A 17,691-nucleotide genomic window follows, 5' to 3' on the forward strand; every position below is an offset into this window, starting at 1 on the left:
GTTCAGCCTCCTAGAACGGCGAGACGCCGGATTGCTGCCATCGGAACGGGGAGCCAGTCGGGACGGTGCCGGGCCTCGTAGAGCACCTCGTACACCGCCCGGTCCGTCTCATAGGCGCGCAGTACGCCGGGCTCGTCGCGGGGGTCCCACCCCGAGCCGCGCGCGTACCCCGCGCAGTAGGCGTCACGGCAGTGCCGGGCCCACTCGGGGTGCCACGGCCGGCGGGTGCGGGCCGCGTAGTCGAAGGAGCGGAGCATGCCCGCCACGTCCCGCACCGGGGACTGGGCGCTGCGTCGCTCCGCCAGGGGCCGGGAGGGCTCGCCCTCGAAGTCGATCACGAACCAGTCGCTGCCGGCCCGCAGCACCTGGCCCAGGTGCAGGTCGCCGTGGACGCGCTGGGCCGGGCGGTCCGCCTCCAGAGAGGCGAACGCCGCCGACAGCCCCGGCACGTAGGGCCGCAGGTCGGGGACGGCACGCGCGGTGGCGTGCAGCCGCTCGGTCATCTCCTGCGCCAGCCGTCCCTTCTGCGGGGCCGCCTCCGGACCGAGCGGCCCGCGCGGGAAGGCGGCCGCCAGCGCCTGGTGCACCTCGGCGGTGGCCCGGCCCAGGGCGTAGGCGTCACGGGTGAAGTCGTTCTCGGCGGCCAGCGCGTTGAGACCGAGCGTCCAGCCGTCCGTCGCGGAGGGCAGGAACGGCTGGAGGACGCCGAGGGTCGCCTCGAAGGGCTGCGAGGTGCGGAACCAGGCGGTCGGCGCCGGAACCCGGGTGCAGCCCGTGCGCGCCAGCGCCCACGGCACCTCCCAGTCGGGGTTGATGCCGGGCTGGATGCGGCGGAACACCTTCAGGATGTACTGGTCGCCGTAGACCAGCGAGGTGTTGGACTGCTCGGCCGCGAGCAGCCGGGGGGCGAGACCGGCCGGCAGGCAGACGCTGGTGTCCCGCTCGAAGCTGAGCGGCCCGGTGGTGCCCGGGTGGCGCAGCCGGTCGAGCAGCAGGGCCGCGGAGCGCGGTTCGCGCAGCGCGTCGTAGACGGCCAGGCCGGCCAGCGGGCCGGAGCCGGCCCGGCCGATGAACGCCTCCGCCAGCCGGGGCGGCAGCTCCCGCCGGGCCCCCAGCAGCAGCTGGTAGCAGTCGCCGGGACGGGAGACGCCCGGGGTGGGAGGGCCGGTGTGCTCGGCGTGCACCAGCAGGTGCAGGCAGCCCGGGTGCAGCTCCGTCATGGACAGCAGCTTCAGATCCGTCACGGGCCGGTCCTTGCCCGCGAACCAGCGCTGCTGGGGCAGCCACTCGAGCAACAGCCCCTTGAGGGAGGCCATGGGCTCGGCGGCGACCGGGCGGGCGGTGCGGAGCGGTGCTGTCTTCGTCATGGCGTGTCCTTTCGCGGGCTCAGGCTCACAGTCGTCGGCTGGCGCGGGGTGCGACTCGGACGAGCCGGAACCAGTAGAAGCCGTGGCCTGCCAGGGTCAGCAGGTACGGCAGTTCGCCGATGGCCGGGAAGCGGACTCCGCCGAACAGCTCGACCGGATGGCGTCCTTCGAAGGCGCTCAGGTCGAGTTCGGTGGGCTGGGCGAAGCGGGAGAAGTTGTGCACGCACACGACGGTGTCGTCCTCGTACTCGCGGAGGAAGGCGAGCACCGCGGGGTTGGAGGAGGGGAGTTCGGTGTAGGTGCCGAGTCCGAAGGCGGGGTTCTGCTTGCGGATCTCGATCATCCGGCGGGTCCAGTGGAGCAGCGACGAGGGGGAGCTCATCGAGGCTTCCACGTTGGTGACCTGGTAGCCGAAGACCGGGTCCATGATGGTCGGCAGGTACAGGCGGCCCGGGTCGCAGGGCGAGAATCCGGCGTTGCGGTCCGGGGTCCACTGCATGGGGGTGCGCACGGCGTCGCGGTCGCCGAGCCAGATGTTGTCGCCCATGCCGATCTCGTCGCCGTAGTACAGGACGGGCGATCCGGGCAGGGAGAGCAGCAGCGCGGTGAAGAGCTCGATCTGGTTGCGGTCGTTGTCGAGGAGCGGCGCGAGACGGCGGCGGATGCCGATGTTGGCCCGCATCCGCGGGTCCTTGGCGTACTCCGCGTACATGTAGTCGCGTTCCTCGTCGGTGACCATCTCCAGGGTCAGCTCGTCGTGGTTGCGCAGGAAGATGCCCCACTGGCACTTCTCGGGGATCGCGGGGGTCTTGGCGAGGATCTCGGAGACCGGGTAGCGCGATTCCCGCCGGACGGCCATGAAGATGCGGGGCATGACCGGGAAGTGGAAGGCCATGTGGCATTCGTCGCCGCCGGCGGAGTAGTCGCCGAAGTAGTCGACGACGTCCTCCGGCCACTGGTTGGCCTCGGCGAGCAGCACGGTGTCCGGGTAGTGCGCGTCGATCTCCTTGCGCACCCGCTTGAGGAACTGGTGGGTGGCCGGCAGGTTCTCGCAGTTGGTGCCGTCCTGCGCGTAGAGATAGGGGACGGCGTCCAGGCGGTAGCCGTCCACGCCGAGGTCGAGCCAGAAGCGCAGGGCCGCCAGGATCTCCTCCTGCACGGCCGGGTTCTCGTAGTTGAGGTCCGGCTGGTGGGCGAAGAACCGGTGCCAGTAGTACTGGCCGCGGACCGGGTCGTAGGTCCAGTTGGAGGTCTCGGTGTCGACGAAGATGATGCGCGCGTCGGCGTAGCGGGTGTCGTCGTCGGCCCAGACGTAGTAGTCGCCGTAGGGGCCGTCGGGGTCCTTGCGGGACTCCTGGAACCACGGGTGCTGGTCGCTGGTGTGGTTCATGACGAAGTCGATGATCACGCGCATGCCCCGCTGGTGGGCGGCGTCGACGAACTCCACGAAGTCGGCGAGGTCGCCGAACTCCGGCAGTACGGAGGTGTAGTCGGAGACGTCGTAACCGCCGTCACGCAGCGGGGACTTGAAGAAGGGCGGGATCCACAGGCAGTCCACGCCGAGCCACTGGAGGTAGTCCAGCTTGGCGGTGATGCCCTTCAGGTCGCCGACGCCGTCGCCGTTGGAGTCCTGGAAGGAGCGGACCAGCACCTCGTAGAAGACGGCGCGTTTGAACCAGTCCGGGTCCCGGTCGCGGGCGGGGGTGTCCTCGAACGTGTCCGGTACGGGGTCGTTGACGGTCATGGCGCTGCGGTCCCTCCGGCCTGGACGTGGAGGCCTTCCACGTGGAAGACATGGGCCGGCCGGACGCCGGGCTCCAGACGGACGTAGTTCGCGCCGCCCCACCGGAACGTCTCGCCCGTCAGCTCGTCCCGGACGGACACCGACTCGTGCCACTCCCGTCCCAGCCGCGGCAGGTCCGGGCGCACCGTCGCCTCCTGCGCGTGATGCGGGTCGAGGTTGGCGACCACCAGGACCGTGTCGTCGCCCTCCCGCTTGCTGAACGCGATGACGGCGTCGTTGTCGGTCGGATGGAAATGGAGATTGCGCAGCCGGTGCAGCGCGGGATGGCGGCGCCGGATGGCGTTGAGCTCGGCGATCAGCGGGGCGATGGTGCGGCCCTCGCGCTCGGCGGCCTCCCAGTCGCGCGGCCGGAGCTGGTACTTCTCGGAGTCCAGGTACTCCTCGCTGCCCTCCCGCACGGGCGTGTCCTCGCAGAGTTCGAAGCCGGCGTAGACGCCCCAGGCGGGGGAGAGGGTGGCGGCCAGCACCGCGCGCACCTCGAAGGCGGGTCGGCCGCCGTGCTGGAGGTAGGCGTTCAGGATGTCCGGGGTGTTCACGAACAGGTTCGGCCGCAGGAAGGCCGCCGACTCACCCGACAACTGGCTCAGATAATCGGTAAGTTCCCGCTTGGAGTTGCGCCAGGTGAAATAGGTGTACGACTGCTGGAAGCCGATCTGGGCGAGCGTCTCCATCATCGCCGGGCGGGTGAAGGCCTCCGCCAGGAAGATCACGTCCGGGTCGGCGGCGTTGATCTCGCCGATCACCTTCTCCCAGAAGACCACGGGTTTGGTGTGCGGGTTGTCCACGCGGAAGATGCGGACGCCGTGCTCCATCCAGAACCGCAGGACGCGGACCGTCTCGTCGACCAGGCCCGGCATGTCCTGGTCGAAGGCGACCGGGTAGATGTCCTGGTACTTCTTCGGCGGGTTCTCCGCGTACGCGATCGACCCGTCGGGACGGTGGTGGAACCATTCCGGGTGCTTCTCCACCCACGGATGGTCCGGCGAGCACTGGAGGGCGAAGTCCAGGGCGATCTCCAGACCGTGCTCCGAGGCCTTCGCCACGAACGCGTCGAAGTCCTCGATCGTCCCGAGGTCCGGGTGGACCGCGTCGTGACCGCCCTCCTGCGAACCGATCGCCCACGGAACGCCGACGTCCCACTCGCCGGCCGTCAGCGTGTTGTTCGGGCCCTTGCGATGCGTTCTCCCGATCGGGTGAATGGGCGGCAGGTAGACGACGTCGAAGCCCATCGCGGCGATCGCGGGCAGCCGCTCGGCCGCCGTCGCGAAGGTGCCGCTCACCGGCGGACCGTCCTGGTCCCGGGGCACGACCGCGCCCTCGGAGCGGGGGAAGAACTCGTACCAGGCCCCGTACAGGGCCCGCTCCCGCTCCACCAGCAGCGGCATCGGCCGCGAGGCCGACACCAGCTCGCGCAGCGGATGCCGCTCCAGCGCCTCCTCGGCCGCCGGGTCGAAGGCGGCCGCGAACCGCTCGTCCACCGGCAGCCGGTCGTCGCCCAGCGCCCGGGCCGCGGCCCGCACCGCGTCCCGGGCAGGCCCCTTGGGCACCCGGCGCGCGGCGCGCGCGTACAGCTCGGCGCCCTCCTCCAGCACCAGCCCCACGTCGATACGTGCCGGGATCTTGATACGGGCGTGCCGCCGCCAGGTCGTGACCGGGTCGCTCCACGCCTCCACGGCGTACGTCCACAGGCCCGTCCGGTCCGGAGTGACCAGGGCGCCCCACCGGTCGGTCCCCGGGGCCAGTTCCCGCATCGGGGTCCAGGCGCCCGGTCGTCCGTCGGGGTCCCTCAGCACGACATTGGCACCGACCGCGTCATGGCCCTCGCGGAACACCGTCGCCGTGACCTCGAAGGTCTCGCCGGCCACTGCCTTCGCCGGACGTCTGCCGCACTCGACCGCCGGACGGACGTCGCGGACGGGAATGCGGCCGATGGCCTGGGGTCGCTTCATGGTTCTGCCTTCGACGTGATCGGAATGCCGGAGAGGAATCGGGGCGGGGCCGGTGGTGCCTAGCGGCCCGCGGGCGAACGGCGCCCGCCCGGCGGGCCGCGCCGGCCCGTCCGGCCGGAGGCCCGCCGCCCGCGGAGCAGGGGTGGCGCCTCGCGCCGCTCCTCCCGCAGGTAGGAGACAAGACCGGAGCGCAGATACCGGTCGGCGGCGTCGGCCGCCTCGCGCGCACAGCGCTTGCCCATCAGGGCGCACAAGCTGTAGCCCGAGTCCTCGAAGCGGTGGCGCACCACCGGGTCGGCGGGAGATGCGAGCATCACCCGTTCCCAGGCCCGGTACCGGCTGAGATGCCGGACCACTTCGGCCTTGGCCGGGAGCAGCATGGGGCGGGCCCCCTCTCGATGCTTCGGACGATTCCTGGGCAGGCTTGTCACCCATGGTGCACATGGGACCACGCAGCGTCTTGTTGGGGCTTCAACGACCGCAGGAGTCGCCCCGGGTTGCACGAACGGCGTAAGACTCTCACTCTGAAGATGACTCTGAAGCGAACAACACTCACGCTTCGTGTTCGGGGGCTCGTGTCCGCCAAGTGGCACGAGGAGGCGAGGAGCTTCGCCCGTGAGGAGCCAACGACGATGAAGACAGCGGTGCCCTGCTACTACCACCTCGACGTGGAGGTCGGTCCGCAACGGGTCGACCAGGTCGGCCGCATCCTGGCCGCACACCTCCGGTTCTGGAGCCTCGACAACCTCGTCGATCCCGTCCGCCGCGGCGCCGAGGTGCTGCTGCGCGCCATCGACGAGCACGCCACCGACAAGCAGACCTCCATCGAGATGTGGTGGAACGGTCAGCACCTGATCACCGCGGTCGGCCAGAACGACCGCAATCTCCGTCCCGACCTGGAACTGCGCCCCTGCCTGACCCACATCGCCGCGCACAGCGACGGCTGGGGCTGGTGCGACACGGGCGCCGGCCGGATCATCTGGTTCACCCGGCGCGCCCGCTCCGGGGAACGGGTGCCGCTGGTGCCGGTCGGCCCCGACCCGCTGGTCACCGAGGCCCTCGACCTGCCGCGGGAGACCGAGCCGGTGCCGGCCCTCAGGGGCTGCGCGCCGCCCGAAGTGGCCGCCGCCGTGCACGAGAGCGTGGTGACGCGGTGACGGCGCGCGGGACCGAGAGCGCTGGGGCGCCCGTGTGGAGCGGGCGCCCCAGTCCGCTGGGCGCGACCTACGACGGCCAGGGCACCAACTTCGCGCTCTTCAGCGAGGTCGCCGAGCGCGTGGACCTGGTCCTGGTGGACGACGACGGCTCGCACCGCACGGTGACCCTCCACGAGGTCGACGGCTTCGTCTGGCACTGCTACCTGCCCGGTGTGGGACCGGGCCAGCGCTACGGCTACCGGGTGCACGGCCCCTGGGACCCCTCCCTCGGGCACCGCTGCAATCCGCGGAAGCTGCTCCTGGACCCCTACGCCCGGGCCGTCGACGGCATGCCCGACGACCACCCCTCGCTCTACGAGCGGGCCCCGCGCGGCCGGTCGTCGTCCGACAGCGGCGGTCACACCATGCTCGGCGTGGTCACCGACCCCTACTTCGACTGGGGCGACGACCGTTCACCCGGACGGCCGTACGCGGACTCCGTCATCTACGAGACCCACGTCCGCGGCCTCACCCGCACCCACCCCAAGGTGCCGCCCCGGCTGCGCGGCACCTACGCCGGCCTCGCCCACCCCGCGGTGATCGAACACCTCACCACCCTCGGGGTGACGGCGGTCGAACTGATGCCGGTGCACCAGTTCGTGCAGGACGGCGTCCTGCAGGGCAGGGGACTCACCAACTACTGGGGCTACAACACGATCGGCTTCTTCGCCCCGCACAACGAGTACGCCGCCCGCGGCACCCGCGGTGAACAGGTGAACGAGTTCAAGGCGATGGTGAAGGCGCTCCACGAGGCCGGACTCGAGGTCATCCTCGACGTGGTCTACAACCACACGGCGGAAGGCAACGAGAAGGGACCCACCCTGTCCTTCCGCGGCATCGACAACGCCTCCTACTACCGCCTGGTCGACGGTGACTGGGCGCATTACTACGACACCACCGGCACCGGCAACAGCCTGCTGATGCGTCACCCCTACGTGCTGCAGCTCATCATGGACTCGCTGCGGTACTGGGTGACCGAGATGCACGTCGACGGCTTCCGCTTCGACCTGGCGGCCACCCTGGCCCGGCAGTTCCACGAGGTGGACCGGCTGTCGGCGTTCTTCGACCTCATCCAGCAGGACCCGGTGATCAGCCGCGTCAAGCTGATCGCCGAACCGTGGGACCTCGGCGACGGCGGCTACCAGGTGGGCAACTTCCCGCCCCTGTGGTCGGAGTGGAACGGCCTCTACCGCGACGCGGTGCGCGACTTCTGGCGGGCCGAGGACGACAGCCTGGCCGACTTCGCCTCCCGGCTGACCGGCTCCTCCGACCTCTACGAGCGCGACCGCCGCCGGCCGCGCGCCAGCATCAACTTCGTCACCGCCCACGACGGTTTCACCCTGCGCGACCTGGTGTCGTACAACGACAAGCACAACGAGGCGAACGGCGAGGACAACCGCGACGGCGAGAGCCACAACCGCTCCTGGAACTGCGGCGTCGAGGGCGGGACCGACGACGAGGGCATCCTCGAACTCCGCGCCCGCCAGCAGCGCAACCTCCTGGCCACCCTGCTGCTCTCCCAGGGCATCCCGATGATCTGCCACGGCGACGAACTGGGCCGCACCCAGCGCGGCAACAACAACGCCTACTGTCAGGACAACGAGATCTCCTGGATCGACTGGCGCGGCCTCGGCCCGGAGCAGCGTGAGCTGACCGCCTACACCCGCCGCCTGATCTCGCTGCGCCGCGAACACCCCGTGCTGCGGCGGCGCCGCTTCTTCCGCGGCGAGACCCCGGTCCGCGAGGGACGGCCGCTGCCCGACCTGGTGTGGCTGCTGCCGGACGCCGCCGAGATGGCCGACGAGGACTGGCACCGCTGCGGCGCGCACGCGCTCGGGGTCTTCCTCAACGGCGACGCCATCGCCGAACGGGACTCCTACGGACAGCGGGTGGTGGACGACTCCTTCCTGCTGCTCTTCAACAGCCACTGGGAGCCGACGGCCTTCCGGCTGCCGTCGGCCGCCTACGGCGAGCGGTGGACGGCGCTGGTCGACACGGCGGACCCGCAGGGCATGCCGGACGAGTCCGAGCACAAGGCCGGCACCGAACTCGTCGTCGAGTCGCGCAGCCTGGTGGTGCTGTCGCGGCCCCCGGCGACGGATTCCGCGGCGGGCTGACGGGCCGGCGGGCCGGCGGGCCGGCGGATCCCGGACGGAAGCGGCGGCGGCGCCCCGGGTCGGGGGCGCCGCCGCGCCGAACGCCGCCGTCGCCCCGGTCAGGACCGGGCGCCGGGGGGCCGCATGCCGCCGAGCGGTCCGGTGGGCCGGTGGTAGACGGTGAACAGGGCGCCCTCCGGGTCGCGCAGCACTGCCTCGCGGTCCGTCGAGCGCAGCACCGAGCCGCCGTGCGCCTGGGTGGCGCGGGTGCAGCCGAGGACGTCCTCGACCGCGAAGTGGACCTGCCAGTGCGGCCGGATCGTCGGGTCGGGCGCGGCGCCGAGGGCACCGGACTCGATCCGGGCCACCTCCTCACCGCTGCTGACCACGACCACCTCCTCGCCGTCGTACTGGACCTCGCAGCCCCCGGGGCGGCCGGAGGCCCACTCCAGGACCTCGCCGTAGAAGATCGCGGAGTCGAAGGCGTCCCGGGTGTGCAGGCGGATGAGGACCGGTGAGGCCTTGCGCCAGGCCTCCCAGGCCCCGAAGATCTCGCCCTCCCAGATGCCGAAGGTGGCGCCGTCCCGGTCGGCGAGCAGGGCGGCGCGGCCGGGCGGCAGCGAGAGCGGGCCGACGGCCAGCGTGCCGCCGCGCTCCTGGACCCGGGAGGCCGTCTGGTCGGCGCTCTCCACCGCGAAGTACGCCGTCCAGCTGACCGCCATCTGCCACATGCCCGCCACGGCGGCGACCCCGGCGACGGGAACGCCGTCGACCTGGGCCACCCGGAAGGGGTCGCCCAGTCGCATCGAGCGCCACTCCCACCCCAGGACGGCGGTGTAGAACTTCTGGGTCGCGGCGAGATCGTGGCTGGTCAGGCTCACCCAGCCGGGAGCACCGGAGATGGTGCGGGTGGAGCGCGGCCGCCCGGCGAGGGTGCCGGGGGGCGTGCTGTCGTCGTTCATGGCAGTCATGGCAGTCCCACGTCCTGGAGTAAGGGGCGCCTGGGGCGAGGGGCCGGCGCGCGCACGTCCGACACCAGTGTCCGGCCGGACCTCGCGCCGGTGCCTGTCGAGTACCCGGGCCGTTCGGCCGAAACGGTGGCCGCCGTGGGAGCGCCCGCCGGCGGAGTGCCCGCCGGCGGTCAGAGGCCCTCCCGCCGACGGAGGCCCCTGCGGTGGCAGGCGGCGGGACGAATGGCGACGATGTAGAGGAGCCCGAGGATCCCGCGGGAGCCTACGACGGACGCCGGAGGTCACTATGCGTACGGAGGGCCGTCCGGGTGACAGCGAACGGGACGGGACGCGGGCGGTTCCCCCGCCGGCGAACGTACCCGGGGCCGAGACCGACCGCGTCTTCGCCCTCGAGGTGGAGGTCGCCCAGCTCAAGGAGGCGGTCACCTCCCACGCGGTGGTGGACCAGGCGATCGGCAGCGTGGTCGCCCTCGGACGGGTGACACCCGACCAGGGCTGGACGGTGCTCAGGGAGGTCTCCCAGCACACCAACGTCAAGCTGCGCCAGGTCGCCGAGATGATCCTGCTCTGGGCCCGGACCGGCGACCTCCCGGCGGAGGTGCGGGCCGCCCTCGAGGAGGCCCTGCGCCGCCACGCCCCGCCCGGCCGTCCCGCGGCCCGGCCGCGTTTCAACGCCGCCGGGCCCGGTCACTCCGGTCACTGAGCTCGCTTTCGAACGGCTCCCGGGACGGTTCGGCAGTGAGCCCGTCCCAGCCGCCCGGCCGCCAGGCCGGGCGGCTGCCGTTCGCCGGGACGCGCCCCGGCCGGTGGCCGGAGGCGTCCGCCGGACGGTGCTCACCACCCTTCCTCCCCGGTCGCGTCCAGCTCCTCGCGCAGCCGGTCGAAACAGCCGCTGAGCAGCCGTGACACGTGCATCTGGGAGATGCCCAGCTGCTGGGCGATCCGGCTCTGCGTCATTCCGCGGAAGAACCGCAGGTAGAGGATGACCCGGTCCCGCTCGGACAGCGCCTCCAGGCAGGGCCGCACCGCCACCCGGTCCACCACCAGGTCGTAACCGGTCTCCACGGTCCCCAGCGCGTCCTCCAGCGCGTACCCCTCGGTGCCGGGCAGCTCCGCCTCCAGCGAGAGGGCGTGGAAGCACTCCAGCGCCTCCATGCCGGTGCGCACCTCGTCCTCCGTCAGTCCGGTGTACGCGGCGATCTCGGGGACGGTGGGCGAGCGGCCCTGGGTGGTCTGGGACAGCTCCTTCGCCGCCCGCCGGACCCGGTTGCGCAGGTCCTGGACCCTTCGGGGCACGTGCAGCGTCCACAGATGGTCACGGAAGTGGCGTTTGATCTCACCGGTGACGGTGGGCACCGCGTACGACTCGAAGGCGCAGCCGCGGGCCGGGTCGTAGTGGTCGACGGCCTTGACGAGGCCGAGCGCCGCCACCTGGTAGAGGTCTTCCAGGGCCTCACCGCGTCCCCTGAAGTTGACGGCGATCCGCTCGGCCATGGGGAGCCAGGCGCGGACCAGGTCGTCACGCAGGGCGCGGTGCTCGGGACCCTCGGGGAGGGACGCCAGGCGGGCGAAGGCCGCCGCGGTGTCCGGGGCGTCGTCGTGCGGATGACCACGGGACCGGGTGGTCCTGGTGCGAGTGGTGCTGGTGGTGCTGGTGGCCGGCATACGGGCACCTCCCTCGGCTGGGCCGGCAGGGCGGTCACCGCGGGAGAGGCGCGCTCACGGACAGGTCCGGGACGCCGGGAGGGCCGTGCAGACCCGTCTCCCGCGGCCGTGCCTCCTGTCCGAAGCACTGGAGGAGGAATTCCCTCTAACGGAGGAACCCAAACAAATCAGACGCATCGTCCGTGACGTGAGGCGCGCGGGTGGCGCCGGGGCCGGGGCGTCGAGGCCGGGGCGCCCGGAGGCGGCCGTCGTCGGTCGACGACGGCCGGCCGAGGACGGTCGTCAGTGGTCGATCGAGTCGATCAGTTCCCGGGCGCCCTGGCGGAGCAGGGTGACGGCGACCGAGGTGCCCAGCGTCGCGGGGTCCAGCGGCCCGGCCCACTCGTGGGCGTTGAGCCGTGTCTTGCCGTCCGGGGTGAAGACGCACGCCCGCAGTGAGAGCTCGCCGGTGCGGTCGACCCGGGCGAAACCGGCGATCGGGCTGTTGCAGTGCCCCTGCAGGACGTGCAGGAACATCCGCTCCGCGGCGGCCTCCCGGTGGGTGTCCGGGTCGCCGAGCGGGGCGACCGCCTCGATCAGCCGGGTGTCCTCCTCACGGCACTGGAGGGCCAGGATGCCCGCGCCGATCGGCGGCATCATCGTCTCGGTGGAGAGCACCTCGCCGACCACGTCGGTCCGGCCGATCCGCTCCAGCCCCGACACCGCCAGGATCAGCGCGTCCGCCTCGCCCGCCGCCAGTTTCTCCAGCCGCCGGTTGGCGTTGCCCCGCATCGGCACACAGGTCAGGTGCGGGTGCGAGGCCGCCAGCTGGGCCACCCGGCGCACCGAGGAGGTGCCGATCCGGGTACCGGGCGGGAGCTCGTCGAGGGTGAGGCCGCCGGGGTGGACCAGCGCGTCGCGGACGTCGTCCCGGCGCAGGAAGGCGGCGAAGACGGTACCGGCGGGCAGCGGGCGGTCGGCGGGGATGTCCTTCACGCAGTGGACCGCGAGGTCCGCCTCGCCGGCCAGCAGCGCCGCGTCCACCTCCTTGGTGAACGCACCCTTGCCCTCCACCTGGGACAGCTCGCCCATCCACTTGTCACCGGTCGTCTTCACCGGGACCACCTCGGTGCGCGTCGACGGGTGGTGCAGGGCCAGTTCGGCGCGGACCCGTTCCACCTGGGCGAGGGCCATGGGGGAGTCGCGGGAGACGATGCGGACGATCTCAGGAGCCGACATGGGGCCACGATAGCCGTCAACAAGGGCCCCGTGGACCCCACGGACGCCCGTGGCGTGGGTGCGTGCTGCGGTGTCCCCGGGTGCACGGGGACACCGGGGACACCGGCGTATCCGGGACCACGGGGGACACCGGACGGCCCGAGCCGTCCGTGCCGTCCGCTCCGTCCGCGCCTCACGCGCCGGGAGGGGGCTCCGTGCCGGCGGGGAGGTCGGCCGAGGACTCCTCCGGGGCGAGGTCCGGCCGCAGGCGCAGCCAGGAGGGCTGGCGCAGCAGGCCCGCACGGGTCCGGGTGCTGTGGCGGACCTCGCCGACCAGCCTCGGGACCACCCAGTGGGCCCCCGGCGCCTTGGGGGCCGGGGTGAACGGGCAGACGCCGGTCGCCGCGGCGGCCAGCAGGCGGGCCAGGTCGGCGCGTTCCCCCTCGCTCCAGCCGGTGCCGACACTGCCCACGTACCGCAGCAGGCCCTCCTCGTCGCGCTGGCCCATCAGCACGGCGCCCGGCAGCCCGGTGAGCCGCCCCCTGCCGGGCAGCCAGCCGCCCACCACCACGTCCACCCCGGTCATGTGCCGGATCTTGATCCACGCACGGGAGCGCACCCCCGGCTCGTACCGCGAGTCCAGCCGCTTGCAGACCAGTCCCTCCAGCCCGTGCTCCCGGGTGAGGGCCAGCGCCTGCTCCCCGTGGCCGACGACCGCCGCGGGCGTCGACCAGTACGGCCCGGCCAGGTCCAGCGCCTCCAGCTCCCGGCGGCGGTGCGCGTAGGGGAGCCGCAGCAGGGAGCGGCCGTCCAGGTGCATCACGTCGAACAGCACCAGGTGCGCGGGAGCGGTCGCCGCGCGGCGGGCCGCCAGGGCGGGGGAGCGGGCCAGTCCCATGCGCGACTGGAGCCCCTGGAAGTCGGCGCGGCCCCGGTCGTCGAGGACCAGGATCTCGCCGTCGAGCACCGCCGCGGATCCGCCGAGGGCGGGGCCCAGCGGGGCCAGCTCCGGGTAGGCGGCGGTGATGTCCTCGCCGGAGCGGGCGCGCACGGTCAGGGTGCCGTCACCCTCGGTGTAGACCACGGCGCGCTGGCCGTCCTGCTTCGTCTCGTAGGCCCACCGGTCGTCCTGCGCCGCGGGGGGCAGCCGGCCGGGGGTGGCGAGCATGGGGGAGATCCGTGGCAGCGTCACGGCAGAGTTCTCCACCGCGGGCGGCGCGGCCAAGCGGAGGCCCGGCCCGCTTCCCCCGGCCGGCCCATGCCCCACCGGCCCGTGCTCCACCGGCCCGTGCGCGGCCGTACCGGTGCCGCGCGGGCCGCCGTCCCGCTCAGGCGAGCCGCTGCACCGCGTAGGCGGCCATGGCGTCGCACAGGAAGTCCGCCAGCCGCGGGTGCTTGGCGTCGTAGCGCGCCCGGAACTCCGGCGAGTCCGCGTACATCCGGCCCAGACCGGTGAACGACGCCCGGTTCGGCGTCCAGAAGGCCGACACCGCCCGGTACTGCCGGTCCATGAGCTCCACGGACCGCGGGTCGTCCGGGGCGACGCCCGCCCCGATCAGCTCCACCGCCGCGTCCTCCACCGCCTCGTACTCGGCGACGGCCTCGCCGGCCCGCGTCCGGTCCCAGCCGGCCGTGCGGCGGCGGCTCTCCTCGATGTGCCGCCGGGCGTCGTCGCCGAACCGGTCCACCAGCTCGGCCTCGTGGACCGCCTGCCGTGCCGGGTCGAACCCCTCGAACAGGTCCTCGAGTGCCATGTCCCTCTCCCCTTCCAGATGCGCGATGGTCGCCGCCACGGTCTCCACCAGCCGGTTCACCCTCCGGCGCTCGGCGAGCAGCCCGGTGAGGTGGGCGCGGAGGGCCTCGGCGGCGTCCTTCTCCTCGTCGACGACCGCGGCGATCCCGGACAGACCGAGTCCGAGACCACGCAGCAGCAGGATCCGCTGCAGCCGCAGGGCGGAGGCGGTCGTGTAGTGCCGGACCCCGCCCGCGCCGATGCGGTCCGCGGGCAGCAGGCCCACGGCGTCGTAGTGCCGCAGGGTCCGCACCGTCACCCCGGAGGCCTTCGCCAGCCGGGTGATCGACCACTCCTCGTCCATGGCCGCGGCGTCGCCTTTCGTCGTTCCCGTCGCCGCACGTCGCGGCGACGGGTACGACGCTAGGCGCTGACGCTGCGGCAGCGGCAAGCGGCGCCCGGGCGCCCGCGTCAGGCCGCGCCGTGCGGGCAGGGGCAGGGGCAGGAGCTGGGGGCAGTGGGCCCGGGTTAGGCCCGGGTGGGGACGGCGACGGCGTCGTGGGCACCGTCGAGGGGCGCGGGCATCAGCGGGACCGCCGCGGGTGCCGCCGGGCGGCGTGCCGCCCCGGCCGTAGCGGAGACCACGGCCGCGGAGACCACGGCCGCGGAGGCCACGGCCGCGCCGGCTTCGGCCGGGGAGACGGCCGCCGGGGAGGCCACGGCGGGGGAGGCGGCGGCCGGGGAGCGGCGGCCGTGCAGGGCCGCTCCCGCGCCGACCACGCCGGCGATGAGAACGCCGCCGATCACCAGTGCGCCGCGCGCCCCCGCCCACTCCATCAGCAGTCCCAGCAGCGGCGGGCCCACCAGCCCCCACCCGGTGCTCACGCTGCGCCACACCCCGAGGACCCGCCCCCGCATCCGCGGCGGCGGATCCGTCTGCAGCACGGTCGTCCCGGCGGTGTCCGAGACCGACTCCACGATCGCCATCGGCACGATCAGGGCCATCAGCACCGCCAGGCTCGGCGAGAGCCCCGCCGCGACCTGCAGCAGACCCCCGACCGCCGCCATCGTGCCGACCAGCCGCACCGTCGGGGCGGTGAGCCGCCCCGCCAGCACCGCGCCCACCACGCCGCCGACCGCCAGCACCGTGGAGACCGCGCCGAACTCGGCCGCACCGCCGGCCAGCGGCCCGGTCACCAGGACGGCCAGGGTCAGTGTGTAGTTGCGGCCGAAGACGCTGCTCATCGCCGTGATCACGGCGAGCGCCACCAGACGCGGCCGCCGGAAGAAGAAGACCAGCCCCTCGCGCGCCCCCGTCCCGCGCCGTCGCTCGGCGGCCGGCGTCTTACCGGGGGACGCCTTCCCGGCAGGGGCTTTTCCGGCCGGGGCGGCGACCGGTTCCACCGGCACGGCGCCCGGCGCCGGACGCAGGAAGGGGATCACGGTGGCGACGAACAGGAAGGAGAGGCCGTTCGCCGCGTAGGCAGCGCCCGCGCCCCACCAGCTGACCAGCACGCCCGCCGCCGCGGCACCGCCGAGCCGGCCGACACCGTGCACCAGCGAGCCGACGGCGATCGCCGAGGGGACGTCGCGCGGTGGCACCAGGTCGTTGCCCAGCAGGGCGCAGGCCGGGGCGTCGACGGTGGCGATCAGCCCGGTGACCACGGCGAGGGCCATCAGCACGCCCACGTTCAGCTGGCCGAGGGCGATGAGCACCGCGGTGACGACCGCGATCACGCCCAGGAGCGCCTGGCTGACCGCGGCGGTCAGCTTGCGCGGCCACGCGTCGACGGCGGCGCCTCCGGCCAGGCCCAGCAGCAGGCCGGGTGCGGCCTGCAGGGACACCGACAGCCCGGTGAGGGCCGCCGACCCGGTGAGCTCGAGCACCAGCAGGTTCTGCGCGGTGAGCTGCATCCAGGTGCCGACGTTGGAGACCAGGTTGGCCAGGGACCACCAGCGCATGGACCGGTGGCGCAGCGAGCGCCAGGGGCCCCGGCGGCCGTCCGGGCGGCCGGCGGGACGGGCGGAGCGGAGGCGGGCGGTCAGGGACCGGCCGGCCGGAGAGGAGGAGAGCAAGGGGAAGACGCCTTCAGGACGGGGCAGGGGAACGGCCCGAGCAGAGGCCCGACCGTCATGATGGCCCGGCGGACCCCACAGTGCTTTCCGAACGGGTGTCCAATAGTCACCCTTTCGGGGTAACTCCCCGTCGTGGAACGGGAGTCGGAGCCCGGGTGGGGTTTCTCACAAGGGTGCTCCCGGACCCGGATGAGGGCTCCGACCTCGGGCGGGGGACGATACTGGGGCACCCCCCGCACGCCGCAGCACAGCACGGAAGGTCTTCGCGCACCCATCCCATGAGCGAATCCGCCACCGCCCACCCCGCACCCCCGAGCAGCGGCCCGGCCCCCACCGCCGTCTGGTACGCCCGAGGCCGCTGCACGCTCCCGCTCGCCGACGCCGTCGTGCGGCGGCACCTGCGCCAGATGCAGGACGCCGCCGTCGTCGACGCCCACCTGGAACTGGACCCCGCGGAGATCCCGTACCTGACGCACCCGGCGGCCCCCTCGCCGGCGTCCGCCCCCGCGCAGCAGGCTCCCTCCCCGGACGGGGACGCCGGCGGGGCGGGCGGCGTGGACCACGGCGTGCAGTCGTTCGAGGCCCGCTGGCGCGCCCCGGACGGCACGACCGTCCGTGCCCGGCTCACCGTCGGCCCGGAGGGCGGCTTCCTGCCGGGGGCCGCCCCCGGACTCACCCTCGCCCCCGCCGGTCTGGCGCACGCCCTCGGACGTGCCCCCGAGGGCCGGGAGTGGCTGCTGGTCGCCGAGGCGGAGAGCGTGTGGGACCCGCGGTGGCCCTCGCCGGCCGATATGTTCTGGCCCCGGGAGGCCGCGGACGGCTGGGACTGCGTCCACGTGGGGGGCATGCGCGGCGCTGACCTGCGGACCCTGGAGATCAACCGGCTGCCCGACGACAAGGAGCTGCGCAAGCTCCTGAAGGACTGCGCCCGCGACGGCTGGAACATCCACGTGGTCGTGCACGAGGCGATGACCCCGGACGCCCGGGGCCTGCGCCCCCTGGTGCGCAGGCTCCCGGCCGGGCTGCGGCACCGGGTGATCGAGCACCGGGCCGCCCCCGACCAGTACCGCGCGGTGAACTGGGCGCTCAAGGACCACGGCATCGAGGTGCCCCGCGGCGGCGCCGTGGTCCTGCCCGGCGAGCCGGCCCGCCCCGGCTACGACCGCCCCGGCTTCACGGTGCGCTCCGTCTTCCTCGACGGCTCGGAGCCCACCGCGCTCATCGACGCGCTGCACCGGTTCGCGGGCCTGCCCGCCCCGCTCCCCGAGGGGGCCGCCGAGGGCGTGCGGGTGATGCGCGAGCAGTGGCACCTGGTGACCCTCCAGGAGCGGCTGGCGCACGCCGAGCGGCTGGTCGTGATGTACAAGGAGGCACTGGAGGCGATGACCCGCTCCCGGGACCTCTACCGGGAGGCGGCCGAGCAGGCCCACGAGGCGCTGACCGCGCTCCGCGCCTCGGCGGGGCCGGCCGCGCTGCCCGCCCCGCGCCCGGAGGACCCGGCGGAGGGGGAGAGGACCCCGTCGCAGGGCTCCGGCTTCTCGCTGCGCCAGTTGACACGGTCGCTGGAACGGATGAAGGACGCCGGGAAGGCGCGTCGCGAACGCCCGTAGACCCCCGAACCGGTCCCCCGCCCCGGGG

At 73.5% G+C, this 17,691-nt stretch carries 14 protein-coding genes; 4 read left to right on the forward strand and 10 right to left on the reverse strand.

Annotation, left to right across the window (positions count from 1 at the left end; genetic code table 11):
- Nucleotides 1-2: 2 nt before the first annotated feature.
- Genes GBN72_RS23870 through GBN72_RS23885 form a run of 4 tightly spaced genes read right to left on the reverse strand, consistent with a single transcriptional unit; the run spans nucleotide 3 to nucleotide 5,500 of the window.
- A complete protein-coding gene (locus tag GBN72_RS23870) occupies nucleotides 3-1,367 on the reverse strand; it encodes a maltokinase N-terminal cap-like domain-containing protein (protein ID WP_151773947.1) in 1,365 nt (454 codons plus the stop codon).
- A gap of 25 nt (nucleotides 1,368-1,392) precedes the next feature.
- Entirely contained in the window at nucleotides 1,393-3,111 is a 1,719-nt protein-coding gene (treS, locus tag GBN72_RS23875) for a maltose alpha-D-glucosyltransferase (protein WP_151773948.1), read from the reverse strand.
- Nucleotides 3,108-5,120, reverse strand: coding sequence for an alpha-1,4-glucan--maltose-1-phosphate maltosyltransferase (locus GBN72_RS23880; RefSeq protein ID WP_151773949.1), 2,013 nt, complete (start codon nucleotides 5,118-5,120; stop codon nucleotides 3,108-3,110). The genes treS and GBN72_RS23880 overlap by 4 nt, the downstream gene beginning before the upstream one ends.
- Nucleotides 5,121-5,179: 59 nt before the next feature.
- Nucleotides 5,180-5,500 (reverse strand): DUF5133 domain-containing protein, encoded by a 321-nt coding sequence (locus tag GBN72_RS23885; protein WP_151773950.1) that lies wholly within the window; start codon nucleotides 5,498-5,500, stop codon nucleotides 5,180-5,182.
- Between the two features lie 252 nt (nucleotides 5,501-5,752).
- On the opposite strand from GBN72_RS23885, the gene GBN72_RS23890 reads away from it, so the two are divergent.
- Together GBN72_RS23890 and glgX are read left to right on the forward strand one after the other, a co-directional pair.
- A complete protein-coding gene (locus GBN72_RS23890) occupies nucleotides 5,753-6,277 on the forward strand; it encodes a pep a2 (RefSeq protein ID WP_151773951.1) in 525 nt (174 codons plus the stop codon).
- Nucleotides 6,274-8,433, forward strand: coding sequence for a glycogen debranching protein GlgX (gene glgX, locus GBN72_RS23895; protein WP_151773952.1), 2,160 nt, complete (start codon nucleotides 6,274-6,276; stop codon nucleotides 8,431-8,433). Before GBN72_RS23890 ends, glgX begins: the two co-directional genes overlap by 4 nt.
- A gap of 98 nt (nucleotides 8,434-8,531) precedes the next feature.
- On the opposite strand, the gene GBN72_RS23900 is transcribed toward glgX, so the two are convergent.
- Nucleotides 8,532-9,374: a VOC family protein gene (locus GBN72_RS23900; protein ID WP_151773953.1), complete on the reverse strand. Its 843-nt coding sequence runs from the start codon at nucleotides 9,372-9,374 to the stop codon at nucleotides 8,532-8,534.
- A gap of 295 nt (nucleotides 9,375-9,669) precedes the next feature.
- Here GBN72_RS23900 and GBN72_RS23905 point away from each other — a divergent pair, with 295 nt between their 5' ends.
- Nucleotides 9,670-10,086: an ANTAR domain-containing protein gene (locus GBN72_RS23905; RefSeq protein WP_151773954.1), complete on the forward strand. Its 417-nt coding sequence runs from the start codon at nucleotides 9,670-9,672 to the stop codon at nucleotides 10,084-10,086.
- 131 nt (nucleotides 10,087-10,217) lie between these two features.
- On the opposite strand, the gene GBN72_RS23910 is transcribed toward GBN72_RS23905, so the two are convergent.
- From GBN72_RS23910 to GBN72_RS23930, 5 genes are all read right to left on the reverse strand, one after another.
- Entirely contained in the window at nucleotides 10,218-11,048 is an 831-nt protein-coding gene (locus GBN72_RS23910) for a SigB/SigF/SigG family RNA polymerase sigma factor (protein ID WP_151773955.1), read from the reverse strand.
- A 282-nt stretch (nucleotides 11,049-11,330) separates the two neighbouring features.
- Nucleotides 11,331-12,266: a hydroxymethylbilane synthase gene (gene hemC, locus GBN72_RS23915; protein ID WP_151773956.1), complete on the reverse strand. Its 936-nt coding sequence runs from the start codon at nucleotides 12,264-12,266 to the stop codon at nucleotides 11,331-11,333.
- A 172-nt stretch (nucleotides 12,267-12,438) separates the two neighbouring features.
- Nucleotides 12,439-13,437: an ATP-dependent DNA ligase gene (locus GBN72_RS23920; protein ID WP_151773957.1), complete on the reverse strand. Its 999-nt coding sequence runs from the start codon at nucleotides 13,435-13,437 to the stop codon at nucleotides 12,439-12,441.
- 136 nt (nucleotides 13,438-13,573) lie between these two features.
- A complete protein-coding gene (locus GBN72_RS23925; RefSeq protein ID WP_151773958.1) occupies nucleotides 13,574-14,341 on the reverse strand; it encodes a MerR family transcriptional regulator in 768 nt (255 codons plus the stop codon).
- Between the two features lie 164 nt (nucleotides 14,342-14,505).
- Nucleotides 14,506-15,939 carry an MFS transporter gene (locus GBN72_RS23930; RefSeq protein ID WP_439959809.1) on the reverse strand — a complete coding sequence of 478 codons (1,434 nt, stop codon included), beginning with the start codon at nucleotides 15,937-15,939 and terminating at the stop codon, nucleotides 14,506-14,508.
- A gap of 392 nt (nucleotides 15,940-16,331) precedes the next feature.
- Between GBN72_RS23930 and GBN72_RS23935 the strand changes: the two genes are divergently transcribed.
- Nucleotides 16,332-17,663, forward strand: coding sequence for a hypothetical protein (locus GBN72_RS23935; protein WP_151773960.1), 1,332 nt, complete (start codon nucleotides 16,332-16,334; stop codon nucleotides 17,661-17,663).
- Nucleotides 17,664-17,691: the final 28 nt, after the last annotated feature.

Origin of the sequence: Streptomyces abyssomicinicus, from assembly GCF_008974245.1 — a bacterium.
Lineage (GTDB): Bacteria > Actinomycetota > Actinomycetes > Streptomycetales > Streptomycetaceae > Streptomyces > Streptomyces abyssomicinicus.

Bases quoted from the DNA above. Each gene is read 5' to 3' on its own strand.
- GBN72_RS23880 (WP_151773949.1), bottom strand. From the start codon at position 5,120: ATGAAGCGACCCCAGGCCATCGGCCGCATTCCCGTCCGCGACGTCCGT.
- GBN72_RS23890 (WP_151773951.1), top strand. From the start codon at position 5,753: ATGAAGACAGCGGTGCCCTGCTACTACCACCTCGACGTGGAGGTCGGT.
- treS (WP_151773948.1), bottom strand. From the start codon at position 3,111: ATGACCGTCAACGACCCCGTACCGGACACGTTCGAGGACACCCCCGCC.
- GBN72_RS23905 (WP_151773954.1), top strand. From the start codon at position 9,670: ATGCGTACGGAGGGCCGTCCGGGTGACAGCGAACGGGACGGGACGCGG.
- hemC (WP_151773956.1), bottom strand. From the start codon at position 12,266: ATGTCGGCTCCTGAGATCGTCCGCATCGTCTCCCGCGACTCCCCCATG.
- GBN72_RS23930 (WP_439959809.1), bottom strand. From the start codon at position 15,939: ATGCGCTGGTGGTCCCTGGCCAACCTGGTCTCCAACGTCGGCACCTGG.
- GBN72_RS23910 (WP_151773955.1), bottom strand. From the start codon at position 11,048: ATGCCGGCCACCAGCACCACCAGCACCACTCGCACCAGGACCACCCGG.
- GBN72_RS23885 (WP_151773950.1), bottom strand. From the start codon at position 5,500: ATGCTGCTCCCGGCCAAGGCCGAAGTGGTCCGGCATCTCAGCCGGTAC.
- GBN72_RS23935 (WP_151773960.1), top strand. From the start codon at position 16,332: ATGAGCGAATCCGCCACCGCCCACCCCGCACCCCCGAGCAGCGGCCCG.
- GBN72_RS23925 (WP_151773958.1), bottom strand. From the start codon at position 14,341: ATGGACGAGGAGTGGTCGATCACCCGGCTGGCGAAGGCCTCCGGGGTG.
- GBN72_RS23870 (WP_151773947.1), bottom strand. From the start codon at position 1,367: ATGACGAAGACAGCACCGCTCCGCACCGCCCGCCCGGTCGCCGCCGAG.
- GBN72_RS23900 (WP_151773953.1), bottom strand. From the start codon at position 9,374: ATGAACGACGACAGCACGCCCCCCGGCACCCTCGCCGGGCGGCCGCGC.